The following is a 17,752-nucleotide window of genomic DNA, read 5'->3' on the forward strand; positions in this document are numbered from 1 at the left end:
AGACGAAAAAAAACCCTGGCCATAGCCAGGGTTTCTCCTTGCATCAATGCAGCCGGTGTCGCGGGATCATTCCCACTCAATCGTCGCCGGCGGCTTGCTCGACACGTCGTAAGTGACGCGGGAGATGCCTTCGATTTCATTGATGATGTGTGCCTAACGCGCGGTGAAGTAGCTTGTTACGTGTGTAAGACATAGCAACCTGACAAAAAGCGAAAACCTTCCGTAGAATGTCGGTGTGGCTATGGAACACCTTCCTTCTAAACCCTATGAACTAGGGGTTCCGCTCTCCACTCAACGCCTGCTCCTAGCAGGCGTTTTCATATCGGCTGTAGACATGACGCTGCAGCTCGCTCACGACGGTGACTCAGGGAGAAAATCAAGCATGGATCAGGAGCTGTTCCTGCGTCGCCGTAGCAAAGTTCACGTCCCGATGGGCACTGGCGGTGCCACGCGCGCTCAGGTCGCGTCGGCTGTCCGGGAAATCGCGGCGTTCCGATGCGTACTGTCAGAAGCTCTGATTGAGCAAATCGGCCTGTTGTCACCGACAGAACTCAAGTACTGGTTGCGTGACATTGTCGGAGTTCTTCGGCGCAGGAGTGGCGCTCATGTACACCACCGGCCGTTCTATCCTGACTTTCCTGAGCAGGTTCTGACGGCCTCGGAAGCCGAGCTGTACCTCAACGCCGTCATGCATTACCTCACGCTTCGACGTTTACCCGCGACTGAAGAATCTCGACCTCCACTGCTTGAAGGCAACTTCATCCCCTGTGTTATCGAACCGGGAAGCATCCCTGAGTTCGAGTCACTGCTCGAGCCACTGGTTTCATCACGCACCTCGCTCTCCGAAGAGGAAGCGGCCGATGTCATCCGGTTTATCCGCGACTACAAAAATGATGTGTTCCGCCTGCTGCCTGAGGTCGTCCCGTTCCGGGAGATCCGCGCACAGGTTGGCGGCGCACTGATCCTGCATGTAGCTGGCGATGCACGGGTGAATGCATTTCTGGAGCAAAACGTCGAAACGGCGACTGACGTGCTACGACTTGCGATCGCGCTGAATGGTGGAGACGTGTCACTGGCGACCGCTACGACACGTTTCAAAGCGATGAAGCGATCGATGCGCCGTCTGTTGTTGAGTCTGCTCGATCGTATACCCGACGCTACGGAAGACGTGATGCGACAAACCGAGCGATGGAAACGCTTGGCTGAAGTACTTCATCCGGGCGATTACGCCGATAAATACCCAAGAGCGCTGGCCGCCATCAACGCAGCGCGTCGCAACGAAGCGCCTGCCTCATTCGGTTCACGTGTCGAAACATTATTCGCCCAGCGTGATATTACCGAGCTTGTACACGTGCTACAGAGTCGTCCCGGTGAGTTCGCCCGACGGCTGGACGCTACCCTGCGGCGCGCGACGGAACCAGAGCCGGTTCTCGATGCGTTCGAGGCTGTTGCACCACAAGTGTCCTCACCTGTCCTGCTGCAGTTGCTGGCCCAGTCACGTGCACCGCGCCCCCTGCCACTTCGGGCGTTCACACCCAAAGGTTCATTCGCCAAAGTCTATGGCATCAAGGATGACCGAGAGCTTCTCGCACCCGAGGTGCTGGCTCGTGCAGCCCGAATCTGCGAGGTCGCTCTGGTTACGCGTTTTGCGACACTACCGCCATTGGGGCGCTGCTACATCGATCCAGAATTACGCGAATACAGGGTACCGCTGGCACAACGCGCTTCTTCGAAATCGCTACGGACACTGGTGCGGGGCAGTCGATTGCCGATGCCCGACACACGTTTTATTCGCCTTTTTCTGTGGTGGAAAAACGGTCGATCACGCACTGACATCGATTTGTCCGCCGCATTTTTCGATGCCAACTTCGTGTTCAGAGAAACGGTTGCGTACTACAACCTGAGAGATTACGGCGGCTGCCACAGCGGCGACATCGTCGACGCACCCGAAGGGGCTTCGGAGTTCATCGACCTCGATCTTGAAGTCCTCGTCGAGAAAGGCATCCGTTACGTCGTCACGTCTATCAACTCGTTCACCGAACAGCCGTACTGCGATCTTCCAGAATGCTTTGCTGGCTGGATGGCCCGCACCGATACGGCATCGGGCGAAGTATTCGAACCGCGAACCGTGTTCGATCGTATCGATATCGCATCCGATACACAGATCTGCCTGCCATTCGTGATGGACTTGCAGGAGCGGCGCGTGATCTGGGCCGACCTGGGACTGACCTCAGCTCCCCGATGGAACAATGTCGGGAACAACCTCAGCGGAATATCGTTGATGCTGCGGGCTTTGGTACATACGCCGCGGCCTGATCTGGAGACATTATTCGATTTGCATGTACGAGCACGAGGCGAACGAGTGGCTTCGCCGCAGCAGGCACAAGCGGTGTTTGCACCTGATCAAGGGATAACACCGTTCGATACGGATTTGATTCGGTCACAGTTCCTCTAATACCTGCGCCCGCCTCCACACTTTCCGCCCAAAAAAATGCCAGTCAGATTAACTGACTGGCATTTTCTATAACCCCTTTTATGCCTCTGCGAATCCAACCTTGAATTCTAGAGGGCGCGACGCGGGATCATTCCCACTCAATCGTCGCCGGCGGCTTGCTCGACACGTCGTAAGTGACGCGGGAGATGCCTTCGATTTCATTGATGATGCGGCCGGAAACGGTTTCCAGCAATTCGTAAGGCAGGTGTGCCCAACGTGCGGTCATGAAGTCGATGGTTTCCACGGCACGCAGGGCCACGACCCAGGCGTAACGACGGCCATCTCCCACCACACCCACCGATTTCACCGGCTGGAACACGACGAAGGCCTGGCTGACCTTGTGGTACCAGTCGGCCTTGCGCAGTTCTTCGATGAAGATGTGGTCGGCGCGACGCAGCAGGTCGGCGTATTCCTTCTTCACTTCACCAAGGATCCGCACGCCCAGGCCCGGGCCCGGGAACGGGTGACGGTAGACCATGTCGTACGGCAGGCCCAGTTCCAGACCCAGACGACGGACTTCGTCCTTGAACAGTTCGCGCAGTGGCTCGACCAGTTTCAGGTTCATCTCTTCCGGCAGGCCGCCCACGTTGTGGTGCGACTTGATCACGTGGGCCTTGCCGCTTTTCGCGCCAGCCGACTCGATCACGTCCGGGTAGATGGTGCCCTGGGCCAGGTACTTGATGTTGTCCAGTTTGCAGGATTCGGCATCGAACACGTCGATGAAGGTGCGGCCGATGATCTTGCGCTTCTTCTCCGGATCGGCTTCGCCGGCCAGGTTGTTCAGGAACTGGTCTTCGGCGTTGGCACGGATCACCTTGACGCCCATGTTCTCGGCGAACATGGCCATCACTTGCTCGCCTTCGTGCAGACGCAGCAGGCCGTTGTCGACGAAGACGCAGGTCAGCTGATCGCCGATGGCCTTGTGCAGCAGTGCCGCAACTACCGAGGAGTCCACACCGCCGGACAGACCCAGCAGCACGTTGTCGGTACCGACCTGCGCGCGGATGTTGGCGATGGCGTCTTCGGCAATCTTCGACGGAGTCCACAGGGCTTCACAGCCGCAGATGTCGAGAACGAAACGCGACAGGATGCGACCGCCCTGCTTGGTGTGGGTCACTTCCGGGTGGAACTGCACGCCGTAGTAAGCGCGCTCGTCGTTGAACATGCCGGCGATCGGGCAGCTCGGGGTGCTGGCCAGGATGTGGAAATCGCTCGGCATTTTGGTGACCTTGTCACCGTGGCTCATCCATACGTCGAGGCCGAACAGGCCGTCGGCGTCGATGTGGTCTTCGATACCGTCGAGCAGACGGCTCTTGCCGACCACGTCAACGCGGGCATAACCGAACTCACGCAGCTCGGAGCCTTCAACCTTGCCGCCCAGTTGTTCGGCCATGGTCTGCATGCCGTAGCAGATGCCGAAGACCGGTACGCCCAGATCGAACACCGCTTGCGGGCAGCGTGGGCTGTTGGCTTCGTGCACAGACTCGGGACCGCCGGCGAGGATCACGCCTTTTGGAGCGAATTCGCGGATCGCATCTTCGTCCATGTCGAACGGATGCAGTTCGCAGTACACACCGATCTCGCGCACGCGGCGAGCGATCAATTGGGTGTACTGCGAACCGAAGTCGAGGATCAGGATGCGGTGAGCGTGAATGTCGAGGGCCATGATTCAGTCTCGTCTAAGTAATTCAGAAACAGTCTTGATTCAGAAACGACTCGGGGCTGAATAAAACAGCCCCGGTCATTTAACGTTTTGCTTGAAGCCTCAACCTACGCGGTAGTTTGGCGCTTCCTTGGTGATCTGCACGTCGTGGACGTGGGATTCGGCCATGCCGGCACCGGTGATCCGCACAAACTCTGGCTTGGTGCGCATTTCTTCGATGTTGGCGCTGCCGGTGTAGCCCATCGAGGAACGCAGACCGCCCATCAACTGGTGAATGATCGCGCTCAGGGTGCCCTTGTAAGGAACACGGCCTTCGATGCCTTCCGGAACGAGTTTCTCGGCGCCTGCCGAGGAGTCCTGGAAGTAGCGGTCGGAAGAACCCTGGGCCTGGGACATGGCGCCCAGCGAACCCATGCCGCGATAAGCCTTGTACGAACGGCCCTGGAACAGTTCGATCTCGCCCGGCGCTTCTTCGGTACCGGCGAACATCGAGCCCATCATCACGCAGGACGCACCGGCCACGATGGCCTTGGACAGGTCACCGGAGAAACGGATGCCGCCGTCGGCGATCAACGGAACACCGGTGCCTTCAAGGGCAGCGGCAACGTTGGCGATGGCACTGATTTGCGGAACGCCGACACCGGCGACGATACGGGTGGTGCAGATCGAGCCAGGGCCGATACCGACCTTGACTGCGTCGGCGCCAGCTTCGGCCAGGGCCTTGGCGGCTGCGCCGGTGGCGATGTTGCCGCCGATCACCTGCACTTCAGGGAAGTTCTCTTTGACCCAGCGAACGCGGTCGATCACGCCTTTGGAGTGACCGTGAGCGGTGTCGACCACCACTACGTCCACACCGGCATTGACCAGGGCTGCAACGCGGTCACCGGTGTCTTTACCGGTACCGACCGCAGCGCCGACGCGCAGACGACCTTGATCGTCCTTGCTGGCCAGCGGGTAGGCCTTGGCTTTTTCGATGTCTTTGACGGTCATCATGCCTTTGAGGGCAAACTTGTCGTCGACGATCAGGACTTTTTCCAGACGGTGCTTGTGCAGCAGCTCGCGGACTTCGTTCTTGTCGGCGCCTTCGCGAACAGTGACCAGACGCTCTTTGGGCGTCATCACTTCACGAACGGTGGCTTCCAGACGGGTTTCGAAACGCACGTCACGGGAGGTGACGATGCCGACCAGGTCGCCATCGTGCAGGACCGGAACGCCGGAAATATTGTGCATGCGGGTCAGTTCGAACAAATCACGAACCGTGGCGTCAGCCTCGATGGTGATCGGATCCTTGACCACACCGGCTTCGAACTTCTTGACCTTGCGAACTTCGGCAGCTTGCTGCTCGATGGTCATGTTCTTGTGGATAATGCCGATGCCACCTTCCTGAGCCATGGCGATTGCCAGACGGGCTTCGGTGACGGTGTCCATGGCGGCAGAAACCAGAGGAATGTTCAGCTCGATGCCACGGGTAAGGCGGGTCTTCAGACTGACTTCGTTAGGAAGCACCTCGGAATAACCGGGCACTAGGAGAATGTCGTCGAATGTCAGAGCTTCTTGGCTGATACGCAGCATCGCGGGGGCTCCCGAGCGGGAAAATGGAAGCGCGCCATTATAGTCAGACACCCCTTCGGGTTCAATGTAAAACTTGTCTTATATCAATGTTGCTGATGTACGGGAAAAACGCCCCTCACAACTCGACCTTGACCCAGCTCACCGGTTGATCCAGCCAGTCGGCGAATTCGTCGATGAAACTCTGCTTGAACCCCGCCTCCAGCCAGTTGTTGAAGATGAACCCGAGGTTGGAAAACGCGCACTCCTGCAAATAAAGAAATCCATTGATGTCATCTTCATGCCCGCACTCGGGGCAGGTGAAGTTGTCGGTGCGCCCCGGCATCCAGTCTTCCAGACTTTCGAACAGTGCCTCGCCGATTTCCTGTCGGCACTCGGCACATCCGGCCTCCTCGAGAAAGCCTTTGGCCGGTGTGAAGATGCAGCGCTTGGTGATAATTTCCAGACCATTGATCGGCTCACCGAACGGCAGCGCCTCGGGGTGCAGCACCACTGCGCGGGCGCCATCGGCGATGGCGTAGGCCATGCGGTTGCCGGTACGTCCGCAGGTGCTCAGCTCTTCCTTGACGATGTTCTTGCGCACCAGCCAGCGCAGGATCGCCCGGGCCCGGGGTTCGTGCACCGGCAGGTTGGAGATTTTCGGGACGATGATGCTTTGGGAATTCATGGTGCAAGCCTGCTGCGTCAAAGGATGTTCGGCGACGAACGCGGCCGGCAGCTTAATCCCTGACAAAATCCGGTCAAGTGCTTAAATAGCGGCCGATCAGCGCAATCCCGCTCGCCAGCACCAGCCAGGTCACCAGCCGTACGAAGGCCTCGCGGGACAGGCGCATGGTCAACCGCCGCCCGATCCACAAGCCCAGCGCCATGGCCGGCAACAGGCACAGCGCAAGCATCAACAAGGGTAGCTCGGCATACACCCCGGCGATGGCGAACAGACTCAAACGCACCACCGTGCTGCAACTGATCAGCGCACTTTGCGTGGCCCGCGCCGCGTCTTTGGGGAGTCGGCTGTTGAGGTAGATTGCATAAAGAAAGCCGCCACTGCCGAACAACGCTCCGAACAGCCCGCCGACGGTGCCCATCGGCAACGCCCACACGGCGGATAACTGCGCCGGCCGGGCCTTGATCCACAAGCTGTAAACCGCATAGGCACTGATGAACAACCCCATCAGCAGCAACAGCAGATCGGACTTGAGGTTAAGCAGAAAAATCACCCCCAGCGTGCAGCCCACCGCCATGCACGGCAGCAACCGCAGCAATTCCGGTTTCGCCACGTCGCGCCGCGATGGCAGCAGGTTGCCGAACGCCGCGACGAAATCCAGCAGCACCAGCAACGGCACGATCTTCGACAGCGGCATGAACAGAATCAGGATCGGCCCGGCCACCAGCGCAGTGCCGAAACCGGCAATCCCGAACACGATGTAGGCCAGCGCGATGGCCAGTCCGATCACCACCCAGCCCTGCGCGCCCCACGACCATTCGCTCAACAACCCCGCCACACTCATTCGCTCGCTTCCTTTATAAGCCTGCGATGACTTTAGCCAGCGCCGAGGGTTGCGACTAATATCATCGAAACCGCCAAGCCATCTCGAAAAGGCATGTCTCGTGCTTTCAACCCGTCAATTGCGCTACTTCGTGGAAATCGCCGAGAGCGGCAGCTTCAGCGCCGCGGCCGAACGCCTGTTCATTGCTCAGTCGGCGTTAAGCCGGCAGATCAAGGACATGGAAACCCGCCTGCAAACGCCGCTGTTCGAACGCACCGCGCGCCAGCCCCGGCTCACCGCCGCAGGCGAAGCGTTCCTGCCCCGGGCGAGAAACCTGCTGAATGAATTGAACAAGGCCAGCACTTTGGCCACGGAAATTGGCCAAGGGCAGCGCGGTACTTTGCGCGTGTGTCACTCCAGCACCGTGCCGATCAGCGGCCGACTGTTGCGCGACATGAGTACTTACCTGGAGCAACAACCCGGGGTTTCGCTGGACATCGGCACGCTCTCCTCGGAGGCACAGCTCGAAGAACTGGCAGAGGGCCGGCTCGACATCGGCTTGCTGCGCCTTCCAGTTCTGCGCCAGCGCGAGGATGTTCAGGTTGTGCCGCTCTATACCGAACGTTTGCTGCTTGCCGTGCCGGAGGATCATCGACTGGGGTTGGCAGAGGTCGTCGATTTGGCGCAATTGAAGGACGAGGCCTTCATCTCCATCCCCCACCCGCAACGCGGCGGGCTGAGTTATTTGTGCGCCGAACTGTGCATGCGCCACGGCTTTTTCCCTCAGGCTGCGCGGGTAATGTCGCGCAAGACCACGCAGTTGCAATTGATCCAGGCCGGATTCGGCATCGCTTTGCTGCCGGAATCGATGCAGGACATCGCTCCGCCCGGTGTGCGATTTCTGCCGCTGACCGGCGATTGCCGAAGTACCGTCGCCCTCGCTTCTCGGCAAAATCCCACACCTCTGGTGCAACACTTCCTCCAGACATTCATCGGCGAAAGCCTTTAAACTGCGCCCCATGATTAAAGATCCCTTTGCAAGACTCGGCCTGGACCGCGAAGTCCTGACCGTCAGCCAGCTCAACGGCCGCGCGCGGGTGTTGCTCGAAGACGTGTTCAGCAACATCTGGGTCGAAGGCGAAATCTCCAACCTCGCCCGCCCGGCGTCCGGCCACGTGTATTTCACGCTCAAGGACAGCGGCGCGCAGGTGCGTTGCGCACTGTTCCGCCAGAATGCTGCGCGGGTGCGTCAGGCGCTGAAGGATGGCCTGGCGGTGAAGGTGCGCGGCAAGGTCTCGCTGTTCGAAGGGCGTGGCGACTATCAGCTGATCCTCGACACCGTGGAGCCAGCCGGTGACGGCGCCCTGCGTCTGGCCTTCGATGCCTTGAAGGAAAAGCTCAGCGCCGAAGGCCTGTTCAGTGCCGAGCGCAAAGTGCCACTGCCGGCGCACCCGCAACGCATCGGCATCATCAGTTCACCGACCGGTGCGGTGATCCGCGACATCATCAGCGTGTTCCGCCGCCGCGCGCCGCAAGTGCAACTGACGCTGATTCCGACCGCCGTTCAGGGCCGCGAAGCCACCGCGCAGATCGTCCGCGCCCTGAAGCTGGCGGATGCCCGTGGCTTCGACGCGCTGATCCTGGCCCGTGGCGGCGGCTCGCTGGAAGACCTCTGGTGCTTCAACGAAGAGGCCGTGGCCCGGGCGGTCGATGCCTGTGTTACGCCAATTGTCAGCGCAGTCGGCCATGAAACCGACGTGTCGATCAGCGACTTCGTGGCGGACGTGCGCGCACCGACACCGTCCGCTGCTGCTGAACTGCTTGCCCCGGATTCCAGCCACCTGATCCGTCAGGTCGAAAGCCTGCATCGCCGACTGGTGATGCGCATGCGTGACCGCCTGATGCGTGATCGGCTGCGTCTTGAGGGCATGGCCCGTCGTCTGCGTCATCCCGGCGAACGTCTGCGCCAGCAGGCACAGCGTCTGGATGACCTGGACATGCGCATGCGCCGTGCCTTCGAGCGCCAGCTCAACACCCGTCGCGAACGCCTGATCCGCCTGGAAACCCGTCTCGCCGGGCAACATCCGGGACGCCAGTTGGCCCTGTTGCGCCAGCGCCTCGACAGTCTCGCCGAGCGCCTGCCCCGCGCCATGAACGAAGGCCTGAAACGACGCCGTTTACAGTTGCAGAGCCAGATGCAGACCCTGCACGTGGTCAGCCCCCTGGCGACCCTCGGCCGTGGCTACAGCATCCTGCTGGATGAGCGCGGCAACGCAATCCGCAACGCCGCGCAGACCCACACCGGCCAGCGTCTGAAGGCCAGACTGGGCGAAGGCGAACTGCAAGTGCGCGTCGAGGACAATCACCTGACGCCTGTCACACTCTCTCTACTGGACTGATCCATGCCGCGTTTTCTTGCTCCGCTGCTGTTGCTGTGCCTGACCTTCAACGCCCATGCCGACAGTTACATCACCCGCCTGCTGAACAAACCGGTGCCGGGCGGCGTGGCTGTCGTCGATCTGGGGACCGCTGCGCAAGCGCCGAAAGCCACGTATCAGGGCAAACCGGTGCTGGTGGTCAAGGAACAGAACAACTGGCTGGCGATTGTCGGCGTTCCGTTGACCGTCAAACCCGGTGCGCAACAGATCAGCAGTGGCGGCCGTAACCTCAGCTTCAGTGTCGGCAACAAGAAATACCCGGAACAACACATCACCCTGAAGAACACCCAGCAGGTCAATCCGAACCCGGCGAATCTGAAGCGCATCGAGGGCGAACTGGCCGAACAGATCAAAGCCTATCGCAGCTTCAGCCCGAACACGCCGAGCAATCTGCTGCTGGACAAACCGGTCAACGGACCGCTGTCGAGCAAGTTCGGCGTGCGCCGTTTCTTCAACGGTGAAGAGCGTAATCCGCACGCAGGCCTCGACTTTGCGGTGCCGGCCGGCACACCGATCAAGACTCCGGCGGCGGGCAAAGTGATCCTGATCGGTAATTACTTCTTCAATGGCAACACAGTGTTCGTCGACCACGGCCAGGGCTTCATCAGCATGTTCTGCCACATGTCGAAGATCGATGTGCAGAACGGTCAGCAACTGGCGCGCGGTGCAGTGGTGGGCAAGGTGGGCGCTACAGGTCGGGCGACCGGGCCGCACATGCACTGGAACGTCAGCCTGAACGATGCGCGGGTCGATCCGGCGATTTTCATTGGCGCATTCCAGCCTTGATTCCAGGCTGAACACCCTCCAGCAGGGATTGCGCACGACGAATGGTCCGCGCAATCCCCGCCAACAATTATCGCCATATCAAGAATAAAATCTCGGAAAAAACCGCTTTCCGGGTATTCCTCTCAATTTTTTTCGACTGCTTGCCATCCTCATCCCCCGCGGTTAGGGTTGAAGGCATGAAAACCTCTCACACCCTCATTCAGCTTCGCCAGCACCGCAGCCTGTGCCTCGTCAGCGCACGACTGCCGGGCTGAATCGCTGCGCCTCGTCCCACGCTTTTCCAAGAACGTTCGTCCACCGGCAGGCCGCCTCTTTTCGGCCCAGACAATAAGGAATTTCCCGATGAGCATGCTCAAAGACCCGTCTTCGAAATACCGCGCGTTTCCTGTGATCAATCTGCCGGATCGTACCTGGCCATCGAAAACCATCGATGCCGCGCCGATCTGGTGCAGCTCCGACCTGCGTGACGGCAACCAGTCGCTGATCGAGCCGATGGACGCGGTGAAAAAGCTGCGCTTCTGGAAAACCCTGGTGCAGGTAGGTGTGAAAGAAATCGAGGCGTCGTTCCCGGCCGCTTCGCAAACCGACTTCGACTTCGTGCGTACCCTGATCGAAGACGGCCACATCCCGGACGACACCACCATTCAGGTGTTGACTCAAGGCCGTGAAGACCTGATCGAGCGCACCTTCGAATCCCTGCGTGGGGCAAAGAAAGCGATTGTTCACCTGTACAACGCGACCTCCCCTTCTTTCCGTCGCATCGTGTTCAACCAGGACAAGGACGGGATCAAGGCCATCGCCGTTAACGCCGCCAAGCTGTTCGTCAAATATGCTGCCATGCAGCCGGACACCGAGTGGACCTTCGAATACTCGCCGGAAACCTTCAGCGCCACCGAGCTGGAATTCGCCAAGGAAGTCTGTGACGCGGTGATCGAGGTCTGGAACCCGACACCCGAGCACAAGATCATCCTCAACCTGCCGGCTACGGTTGAATGCGCAACCCCGAACGTCTACGCCGACCAGATCGAGTGGTTCCACCGCAACATCAACCGTCGTGACAGCGTGATCATCAGCCTGCACACCCACAACGACCGTGGCACTGGCGTGGCCGCCACCGAGTTGGGCCTGATGGCCGGCGCCGACCGCGTCGAAGGTTGCCTGTTCGGCAACGGCGAGCGCACCGGTAACGTCGATCTCGTCACCGTGGCACTGAACATGTACACCCAGGGTCTCGACCCGCAATTGGACTTCTCCGACATCGACGGCGTGCGCAAAGTCGTCGAAGAGTGCAACCAGATCCAGGTTCACCCGCGTCACCCGTACGTCGGCGATCTGGTGCACACCGCGTTCTCCGGCTCCCACCAGGACGCGATCCGCAAGGGCTTCGCCCAGCAGAAACCGGACACCCTGTGGGAAGTGCCGTATCTGCCGATCGACCCGGCCGACATCGGCCGCAGCTACGAGGCGGTGATCCGCGTCAACAGCCAGTCGGGCAAGGGCGGCATCGCCTACCTGCTGGAGCAGGAATACGGCATCAGCCTGCCGCGTCGCATGCAGATAGAATTCAGCCAAGTGGTGCAGCGTGAAACCGATCGGCTGGGCCTGGAGATGACCGCGCAGCAAATCCACGCGCTGCTGCACAGCGAGTACCTGCAAGCCAACACCCCGTACGCGCTGGTCAGCCATCGCCTGCAGGAAGAAAACGGCAACAGCGCCGTCGAAGTGGAAGTGGCGAGCAAGGGTCAGGGCGAAACCAACCTGCACTGGCGCGGCAAGGGCAACGGCGCGCTGGAAGCACTGGTGGCCGGCCTGCCGATTCCGGTGGAGATCATGGACTACAACGAACACGCCATCGGCGCGGGCACCAACGCCAAGGCTGCGGCGTACATCGAATTGCGTGTGAACGGTGAACGTGCGGTACACGGCGTTGGCATCGATGAAAACATCACCACCGCCAGCTTCAAGGCCCTGTTCAGCGCGCTGAACCGCTCGCTGAGCCAGCCGGAAGCGAAAGCGGCGTAACTTCACCGCTGAAATGCAAAAGGCCCCGGAGTGCGAACTCCGGGGCCTTTTTTACCTGCCATTCTGGTGCTGTCTGTAATGACCCCTTCGCGGGCAAGCCCGCTCCCACAGGGGACGCTGGTGCACCCCAGACTCATGTACACCATAGAACACTGTGGGAGCGGGCTTGCCCGCGAAAAGGCCCTTGTAGACGCTGCAGATGTCAGGTGAACTCGAAGGTGTCCGCATCCAGATTCGCCGGGAACCGCTCCCGGTAAGCCGCCAGCGAAGCCGCTTCCAGAACCACCTTGAACACCCCGTCAGCCTCCCCTGCCGCCAGCAAGGTCTCGCCCTGGAAATCCAGCACCTGACTGTCGCCGGTATAAGCGAAGCCCTTGCCATCGGTGCCAATCCGGTTGACCGCCGCCACATAGCAAAGATTTTCGATCGCCCGGGCCGGCAACAACCGGTTCCAATGCTGACGCCGCGCCCCCGGCCAGTTGGCGGTGTACAGCAGCAAATCAGTGTCCTGCGCGTCGCGGCTCCACACCGGGAAGCGCAGGTCGTAACAGATCAGCGGACGAACCCGCCAACCCTTGAGTTCGAACTGCACCTGGCGTTCGCCGGGCGTGTAGTGATTGTGTTCGCCAGCCATGCGGAACAGATGGCGCTTGTCGTAATGCAGCACTTCGCCGTCCGGCCGTGCCCACAACAAGCGATTGCGGTGGCTGCCATCGGCGGCCTGGATAATCACGCTGCCTGTGACGACTGCATTCAGTTTCGCCGCCTGGGCCCGAAGCCACTTGCTGGTCGGACCGTTTTCGGCTTCGGCCAGGGTTTTGGACTCCATGGAAAATCCGGTGGTGAACATTTCCGGCAGAATGATCAGATCCGCACCACGCGCCTGCTCCAGCAACGCGTCGAAATGCTCGAGGTTGGCCTGACGGTCATGCCAGACCAGGCTGGTCTGGATCAGCGCCAGGTTGAGATCGGGCAACGCACTCAGATCACGCATAGTTTCCCCGCCGCTTCCCGCAGCGTCTCCTCGCGCTTGGCAAAGCACAAGCGCACCAGGCGCTGGCCTTCAGGTGGGTTCTGGTAGAACACCGACACCGGGATGCTCGCCACACCATGTTCGCGAGTCATCCACATCGCCATCTCGACGTCGTTCAGGTCGGGACGGATCTGCGAGTAATCGACCAGTTGGAAATAGGTGCCGGTGACCCGGGTGAAGCTGAATCGGGACGGCGCCAGCAGATCACAGAACAGATCACGCTTGGCCTGATAGAAGCCCGGCAGTTCTTCGACGTGTTCCGGATGCTCGGCCATGTAGTCGGCCAGCGCATATTGCAGCGGCGTCACGCCGCAGAAACTGACGTATTGATGCACCTTGCGCAGTTCGGCGGTCAGCGCCGGCGGCGCCACCACGTAGCCGGTTTTCCAGCCTGTGACGTGATAGGTCTTGCCGAACGAGCTGACCACGAATGCACGCTGATACAGCTCTTCATGGGCCAGTACGCTGACATGTGAAACGCCGTCGAACACCAGGTGCTCGTAGACTTCGTCGCTGATCACATAGATGTCGCGATCACGGATCAGCGCCGCCAACTGATCAAGCTCTGCGCGACTGATCAGGGCGCCGCTCGGGTTGTGCGGGGTGTTGAGGATGATCATCCGCGTGCGCGGGCTCAGGGCTGCACTGAGCTTGTCGAAGTCGATGGAGAAATCCTTCAGCCCCAACTGCACATGCACGCAACGCCCGCCAGCCAGTTCCACCGATGGCTCGTAGCTGTCGTAGGCCGGATCGAACACGATGACTTCATCGCCGCTGTGGATAACCGCCTGGATTGCACAGAAGATCGCCTGGGTCGCACCCGGAGTGACAGTCACCTCATGATCTGCATCGACGTTCACGCCATAGCTGCGGGCGATTTTTGCCGCGATCTGCTGGCGCAGGACCGGCAGGCCGGTCATCGGCGAATACTGGTTATGGCCGCTGGCGATGTGCCGACCGACCGCATCGCGCAGTGCCTGCGGGCCGTCGAAATCGGGAAAACCCTGGGACAGGTTGATGGCTCCGGTCTGCGCCGCGAGCTGAGACATCTGCGTGAAAATAGTGATGCCGACATTCGGCAGCTTGCTGTTGATCATCGGGGTTCCCTGCTCTGCCCCGGCACTGACGACGGCGCGGGAGAGCCCGAGGATAGCCCATCCGGCGCCCATAAAAAAAGGGATTGGCGCAACACAGAATGCCGCGTCACGCCTTTGATTAGACCGATCGGGCCGTCTCTCGGATGCCGTCCAACAGCAGAATAATGACGAGCTACCTGTTACTTCTGACAGTTGTCGAAATACCCATCGAGGCGTTCACTGTCCGGACTCCAATCAGAGGTCAAATCATGAGAAAACTCAAGGCGGGTGAACTCGATCCCGGGTTTGGTAATGATGGTATTCATCCATTGGAACCACACGGAGACTTTTTTCAGGCCTTTGGCCTGAGCCGATCAGACAATGGAGAATTGTTCGTTGCCGGCAGCAGTGACGGTTCAGAACGCAACTTTACGAACTTCGTATTGATCAAACTTGATCCGCGGGGAGAACGAGAAAAATCCTTCGCTACGAATGGAGTCCTGGAGGCTCGATTTTCCCCCGATGCCAGTCTTTCCTCCGTCGGACTGAAGGCGTTCCCCCTCGAAAACTCAAATATTGTTCTGATCGGTCAGTTCAACAATGGCACCAATGCGCCCTTGCCCGGTCTAGCACAAGTTCGTCCCGACGGGACGTTCGATACGGACTTTGCTGACCAGGGAACCCACGTTGTTCGCACTTCCCTGATACCGGAATACGGCGCACCGAGCGGAACGGTCATTGACGGCAGCCGTCAATCCAGCGGCGCATGGGTGACGATAAATCCTCACGTTGCGGGTCCTGAACTGACCATGACGCTGATCGTAATGACCCGCGCCAACGGCACGCCAGCCACCGAATTCAATGACGGCAAAGGCTATGTCGAACTCCCGCTCAGTGGTGGCGAGGAAACAAGGCTGAACGCCATCGCAGTAGACCAACGGGATGCAATACTGGTGTGTGGTCATACCACGGATGTTCGAGGCATAAAGACAGGCATTGTCATGCGCTTTCAGCCAAACGGGATGGAAGACAAGAGCTTTGCAAATAACGGAGCACTGCAAAGTACAGAACTGTACTTTGATAATTTGCTTCCTTGCGATGACCGAATCTTGTGTTGTGGCTCAACCCGCTCAGGTGAGGCCCTGATTGCGCAACTGGACCGGGACGGTAATCCACTGCACTCCCCCAGCATTACGCCTGCTGAAGTGAGTACTTGCTGGATCAAGGTCGCATGGCACGACAACCATATTCTTGCACTCGGCGAGCAGCAATTTCCTTTCGGAACCGGAACGGTGGTTGCCCGTTTCAACGAGCGTGGAATTCTCGACCCTTCATTTGGCAGAGATGGGGGCTGGACTTCCATTCTTTTCAACGGACAACCCGCAGAACCTCGGGATATCGTGATCGACTCGTCGGGGATTTTAGTACTGGCATCAGCGAAAGATCTGACCGGATCGCAAACACACTTTCTGGCCCGACTACTGAACTGATCTGACAGCCACAAAAAAGGGCGTCATGGACGCCCTTTCCCGATTGCATCAGCGCTTGTCGCGGCGCTTCTTGCTGGCTTTCTTGTTGTGCGACATCAAGCGGCGCTTCTTGTTGACCTGGCGGTCGGTCAGCGTGTTCTTGTTGCCTTCGTACGGGTTCTCGCCGCCCTTGAACTCGATACGGATCGGCGTACCGACCAGTTTGAGCACGCGGCGGTAAGTGTTTTCCAGATAGCGCACGTACGACTTCGGCACTTTCTCGACCTGGTTGCCGTGGATCACGATGATCGGCGGGTTCGCCCCCCCCAGGTGAGCGTATCGCAGCTTGATCCGGCGGCTGTTGACCATCGGCGGCTGGTGCTCGCTGACCGCGTCTTCGAGAATCTGCGTCAGGCGGCTGGTCGGCCAGCGGGTGACCGCGGACTTGAACGAGTTCTGCACCGAAGCGTAGAGGTTGCCCACGCCAGTGCCGTGCAGTGCCGAGATGAAGTGGATATCGGCGAAGTCAACGAAGAACAACCGACGCTGCAACTCGACCTTCACGAAGTCGCGCTCGCTCGGCGTCATTCCGTCCCACTTGTTGATCGCGATCACCAGCGCGCGACCCGCCTCAAGGGCGAAGCCCAGCAGGTTGAGGTCGTGATCGACCACACCTTCGCGGGCGTCCATCACAAAGATCACCACGTTGGCGTCTTTGATCGCCTGCAGGGTTTTGACCACGGAGAACTTTTCGACTTCTTCGTGGATCTTGCCGCGCTTGCGCACACCGGCGGTGTCGATCAGCGTGTACTTCTCGTCGTTACGCTCGAACGGGATGTAGATACTGTCGCGAGTGGTGCCGGGCTGATCGTAGACGATTACCCGGTCCTCACCGAGCATGCGGTTGACCAGGGTCGACTTGCCGACGTTCGGACGGCCGATGATGGCGATCTTGATCCCGTCTTTTTCGCTCGGACCAGGAATGCGCTTGGCTTCCTCGCCTTCGGCGACCACTTCTTCCTCTTCACCTTCCGCCGGCTCGTCATCATCACGCGGGAAGTCGCTCAGGGCCGCTTCCAGCAGTTGAGTGATGCCGCGACCGTGGGCACCGGCGATCGGGATCGCGTGGCCCATGCCCAGCGGGGCGAATTCGGCGCGGGCCATTTCCGGGTCGATGTTGTCGACCTTGTTGGCGACCACGTGAGAACGCTTGTTACGTTTGCGCAAGTGTTCGGCGATCATCTGGTCGGCGGCGGTGAAACCGGCCTTGGCATCTACCAGGAACAGAACGACATCCGCTTCTTCGATGGCCAGCAGCGACTGCTCGGCCATTTTTTCGTCCATACCATGCTCGTCACCGGAGATACCGCCGGTGTCGATCAGAATGTAGGAACGCCCTTGCCACTTGGCCTCACCGTACTGGCGATCACGGGTCAGACCGGACAAGTCGCCGACGATGGCGTCGCGAGTCCTGGTCAGGCGGTTGAACAAGGTGGACTTGCCGACGTTCGGTCGGCCCACCAGGGCGATTACGGGAACCATGCGGCTCTCCACTTCGTTATTTCAGAAAATACAAAAGCCGCTGCGAGGCAGCGGCTGGTGCTCGGGGCAACGCCCAAAAGCGCTGCAAGCCCCGGTATACCGGGGCCGCCTGGGGGTTTAACCCCAAGCATAGCTAAAGGGCCTGCGTTCGATCATGCGGCGTTAAAAATCAG

13 protein-coding genes and 1 pseudogene are annotated in these 17,752 nt (G+C 59.8%); 6 read left to right on the forward strand and 8 right to left on the reverse strand.

Annotated elements, in window-relative coordinates; translation table 11 throughout:
- Positions 1-66: 66 nt before the first annotated feature.
- A pseudogene (locus NE357_RS23155) lies at positions 67-147 on the reverse strand (GMP synthase (glutamine-hydrolyzing)); the annotation flags it as partial.
- A 235-nt stretch (positions 148-382) separates the two neighbouring features.
- Between NE357_RS23155 and NE357_RS23160 the strand changes: the two are divergent.
- Complete coding sequence (locus NE357_RS23160) at positions 383-2,455, forward strand: TerD family protein (protein WP_169431765.1); 2,073 nt, start codon at positions 383-385, stop codon at positions 2,453-2,455.
- A gap of 127 nt (positions 2,456-2,582) precedes the next feature.
- On the opposite strand, the gene guaA is transcribed toward NE357_RS23160, so the two are convergent.
- The 4 genes from guaA to NE357_RS23180 form a co-directional block, all read right to left on the reverse strand.
- Positions 2,583-4,160, reverse strand: coding sequence for a glutamine-hydrolyzing GMP synthase (gene guaA / locus NE357_RS23165; protein ID WP_011335797.1), 1,578 nt, complete (start codon positions 4,158-4,160; stop codon positions 2,583-2,585).
- A gap of 99 nt (positions 4,161-4,259) precedes the next feature.
- A complete protein-coding gene (guaB, locus tag NE357_RS23170; protein ID WP_034156270.1) occupies positions 4,260-5,729 on the reverse strand; it encodes an IMP dehydrogenase in 1,470 nt (489 codons plus the stop codon).
- A gap of 115 nt (positions 5,730-5,844) precedes the next feature.
- Positions 5,845-6,393 carry a sugar ABC transporter ATPase gene (locus NE357_RS23175; protein ID WP_169431766.1) on the reverse strand — a complete coding sequence of 183 codons (549 nt, stop codon included), beginning with the start codon at positions 6,391-6,393 and terminating at the stop codon, positions 5,845-5,847.
- Between the two features lie 73 nt (positions 6,394-6,466).
- Positions 6,467-7,234, reverse strand: a complete 768-nt coding sequence (locus tag NE357_RS23180; protein WP_169431767.1) for a sulfite exporter TauE/SafE family protein — start codon at positions 7,232-7,234, stop codon at positions 6,467-6,469.
- A 100-nt stretch (positions 7,235-7,334) separates the two neighbouring features.
- On the opposite strand from NE357_RS23180, the gene NE357_RS23185 reads away from it, so the two are divergent.
- The 4 genes from NE357_RS23185 (at position 7,335) to leuA (ending at position 12,459) form a co-directional block, all read left to right on the forward strand.
- Complete coding sequence (locus NE357_RS23185; protein ID WP_169431768.1) at positions 7,335-8,222, forward strand: LysR family transcriptional regulator; 888 nt, start codon at positions 7,335-7,337, stop codon at positions 8,220-8,222.
- 10 nt (positions 8,223-8,232) lie between these two features.
- Entirely contained in the window at positions 8,233-9,612 is a 1,380-nt protein-coding gene (xseA, locus tag NE357_RS23190; protein WP_169431769.1) for an exodeoxyribonuclease VII large subunit, read from the forward strand.
- A gap of 3 nt (positions 9,613-9,615) precedes the next feature.
- Entirely contained in the window at positions 9,616-10,437 is an 822-nt protein-coding gene (locus NE357_RS23195; RefSeq protein ID WP_169431770.1) for a peptidoglycan DD-metalloendopeptidase family protein, read from the forward strand.
- Positions 10,438-10,779: 342 nt separating this feature from the next.
- Positions 10,780-12,459: a 2-isopropylmalate synthase gene (gene leuA, locus NE357_RS23200; protein ID WP_169431771.1), complete on the forward strand. Its 1,680-nt coding sequence runs from the start codon at positions 10,780-10,782 to the stop codon at positions 12,457-12,459.
- 202 nt (positions 12,460-12,661) lie between these two features.
- Here leuA and NE357_RS23205 read toward each other — a convergent pair whose 3' ends face one another.
- Together NE357_RS23205 and NE357_RS23210 are read right to left on the reverse strand one after the other, a co-directional pair.
- Positions 12,662-13,453 (reverse strand): amidohydrolase, encoded by a 792-nt coding sequence (locus NE357_RS23205; protein ID WP_169431772.1) that lies wholly within the window; start codon positions 13,451-13,453, stop codon positions 12,662-12,664.
- On the reverse strand, positions 13,441-14,589 hold the full coding sequence (locus NE357_RS23210) for a pyridoxal phosphate-dependent aminotransferase (RefSeq protein ID WP_169431773.1): 1,149 nt from the start codon (positions 14,587-14,589) through the stop codon (positions 13,441-13,443). The genes NE357_RS23205 and NE357_RS23210 overlap by 13 nt, the downstream gene beginning before the upstream one ends.
- A 248-nt stretch (positions 14,590-14,837) precedes the next feature.
- Between NE357_RS23210 and NE357_RS23215 the strand changes: the two genes are divergently transcribed.
- The gene (locus tag NE357_RS23215; RefSeq protein ID WP_169431774.1) at positions 14,838-16,058 is read left to right on the forward strand and encodes a hypothetical protein; all 1,221 of its coding nucleotides are present in this window, start codon (positions 14,838-14,840) and stop codon (positions 16,056-16,058) included.
- Between the two features lie 48 nt (positions 16,059-16,106).
- Here the strand turns inward: NE357_RS23215 and der are convergent, their stop codons facing one another.
- Positions 16,107-17,579 (reverse strand): ribosome biogenesis GTPase Der, encoded by a 1,473-nt coding sequence (gene der, locus NE357_RS23220; protein WP_169431775.1) that lies wholly within the window; start codon positions 17,577-17,579, stop codon positions 16,107-16,109.
- Positions 17,580-17,752: the final 173 nt, after the last annotated feature.

The sequence above is a fragment of the Pseudomonas sp. G7(2022) genome, from assembly GCF_052660475.1.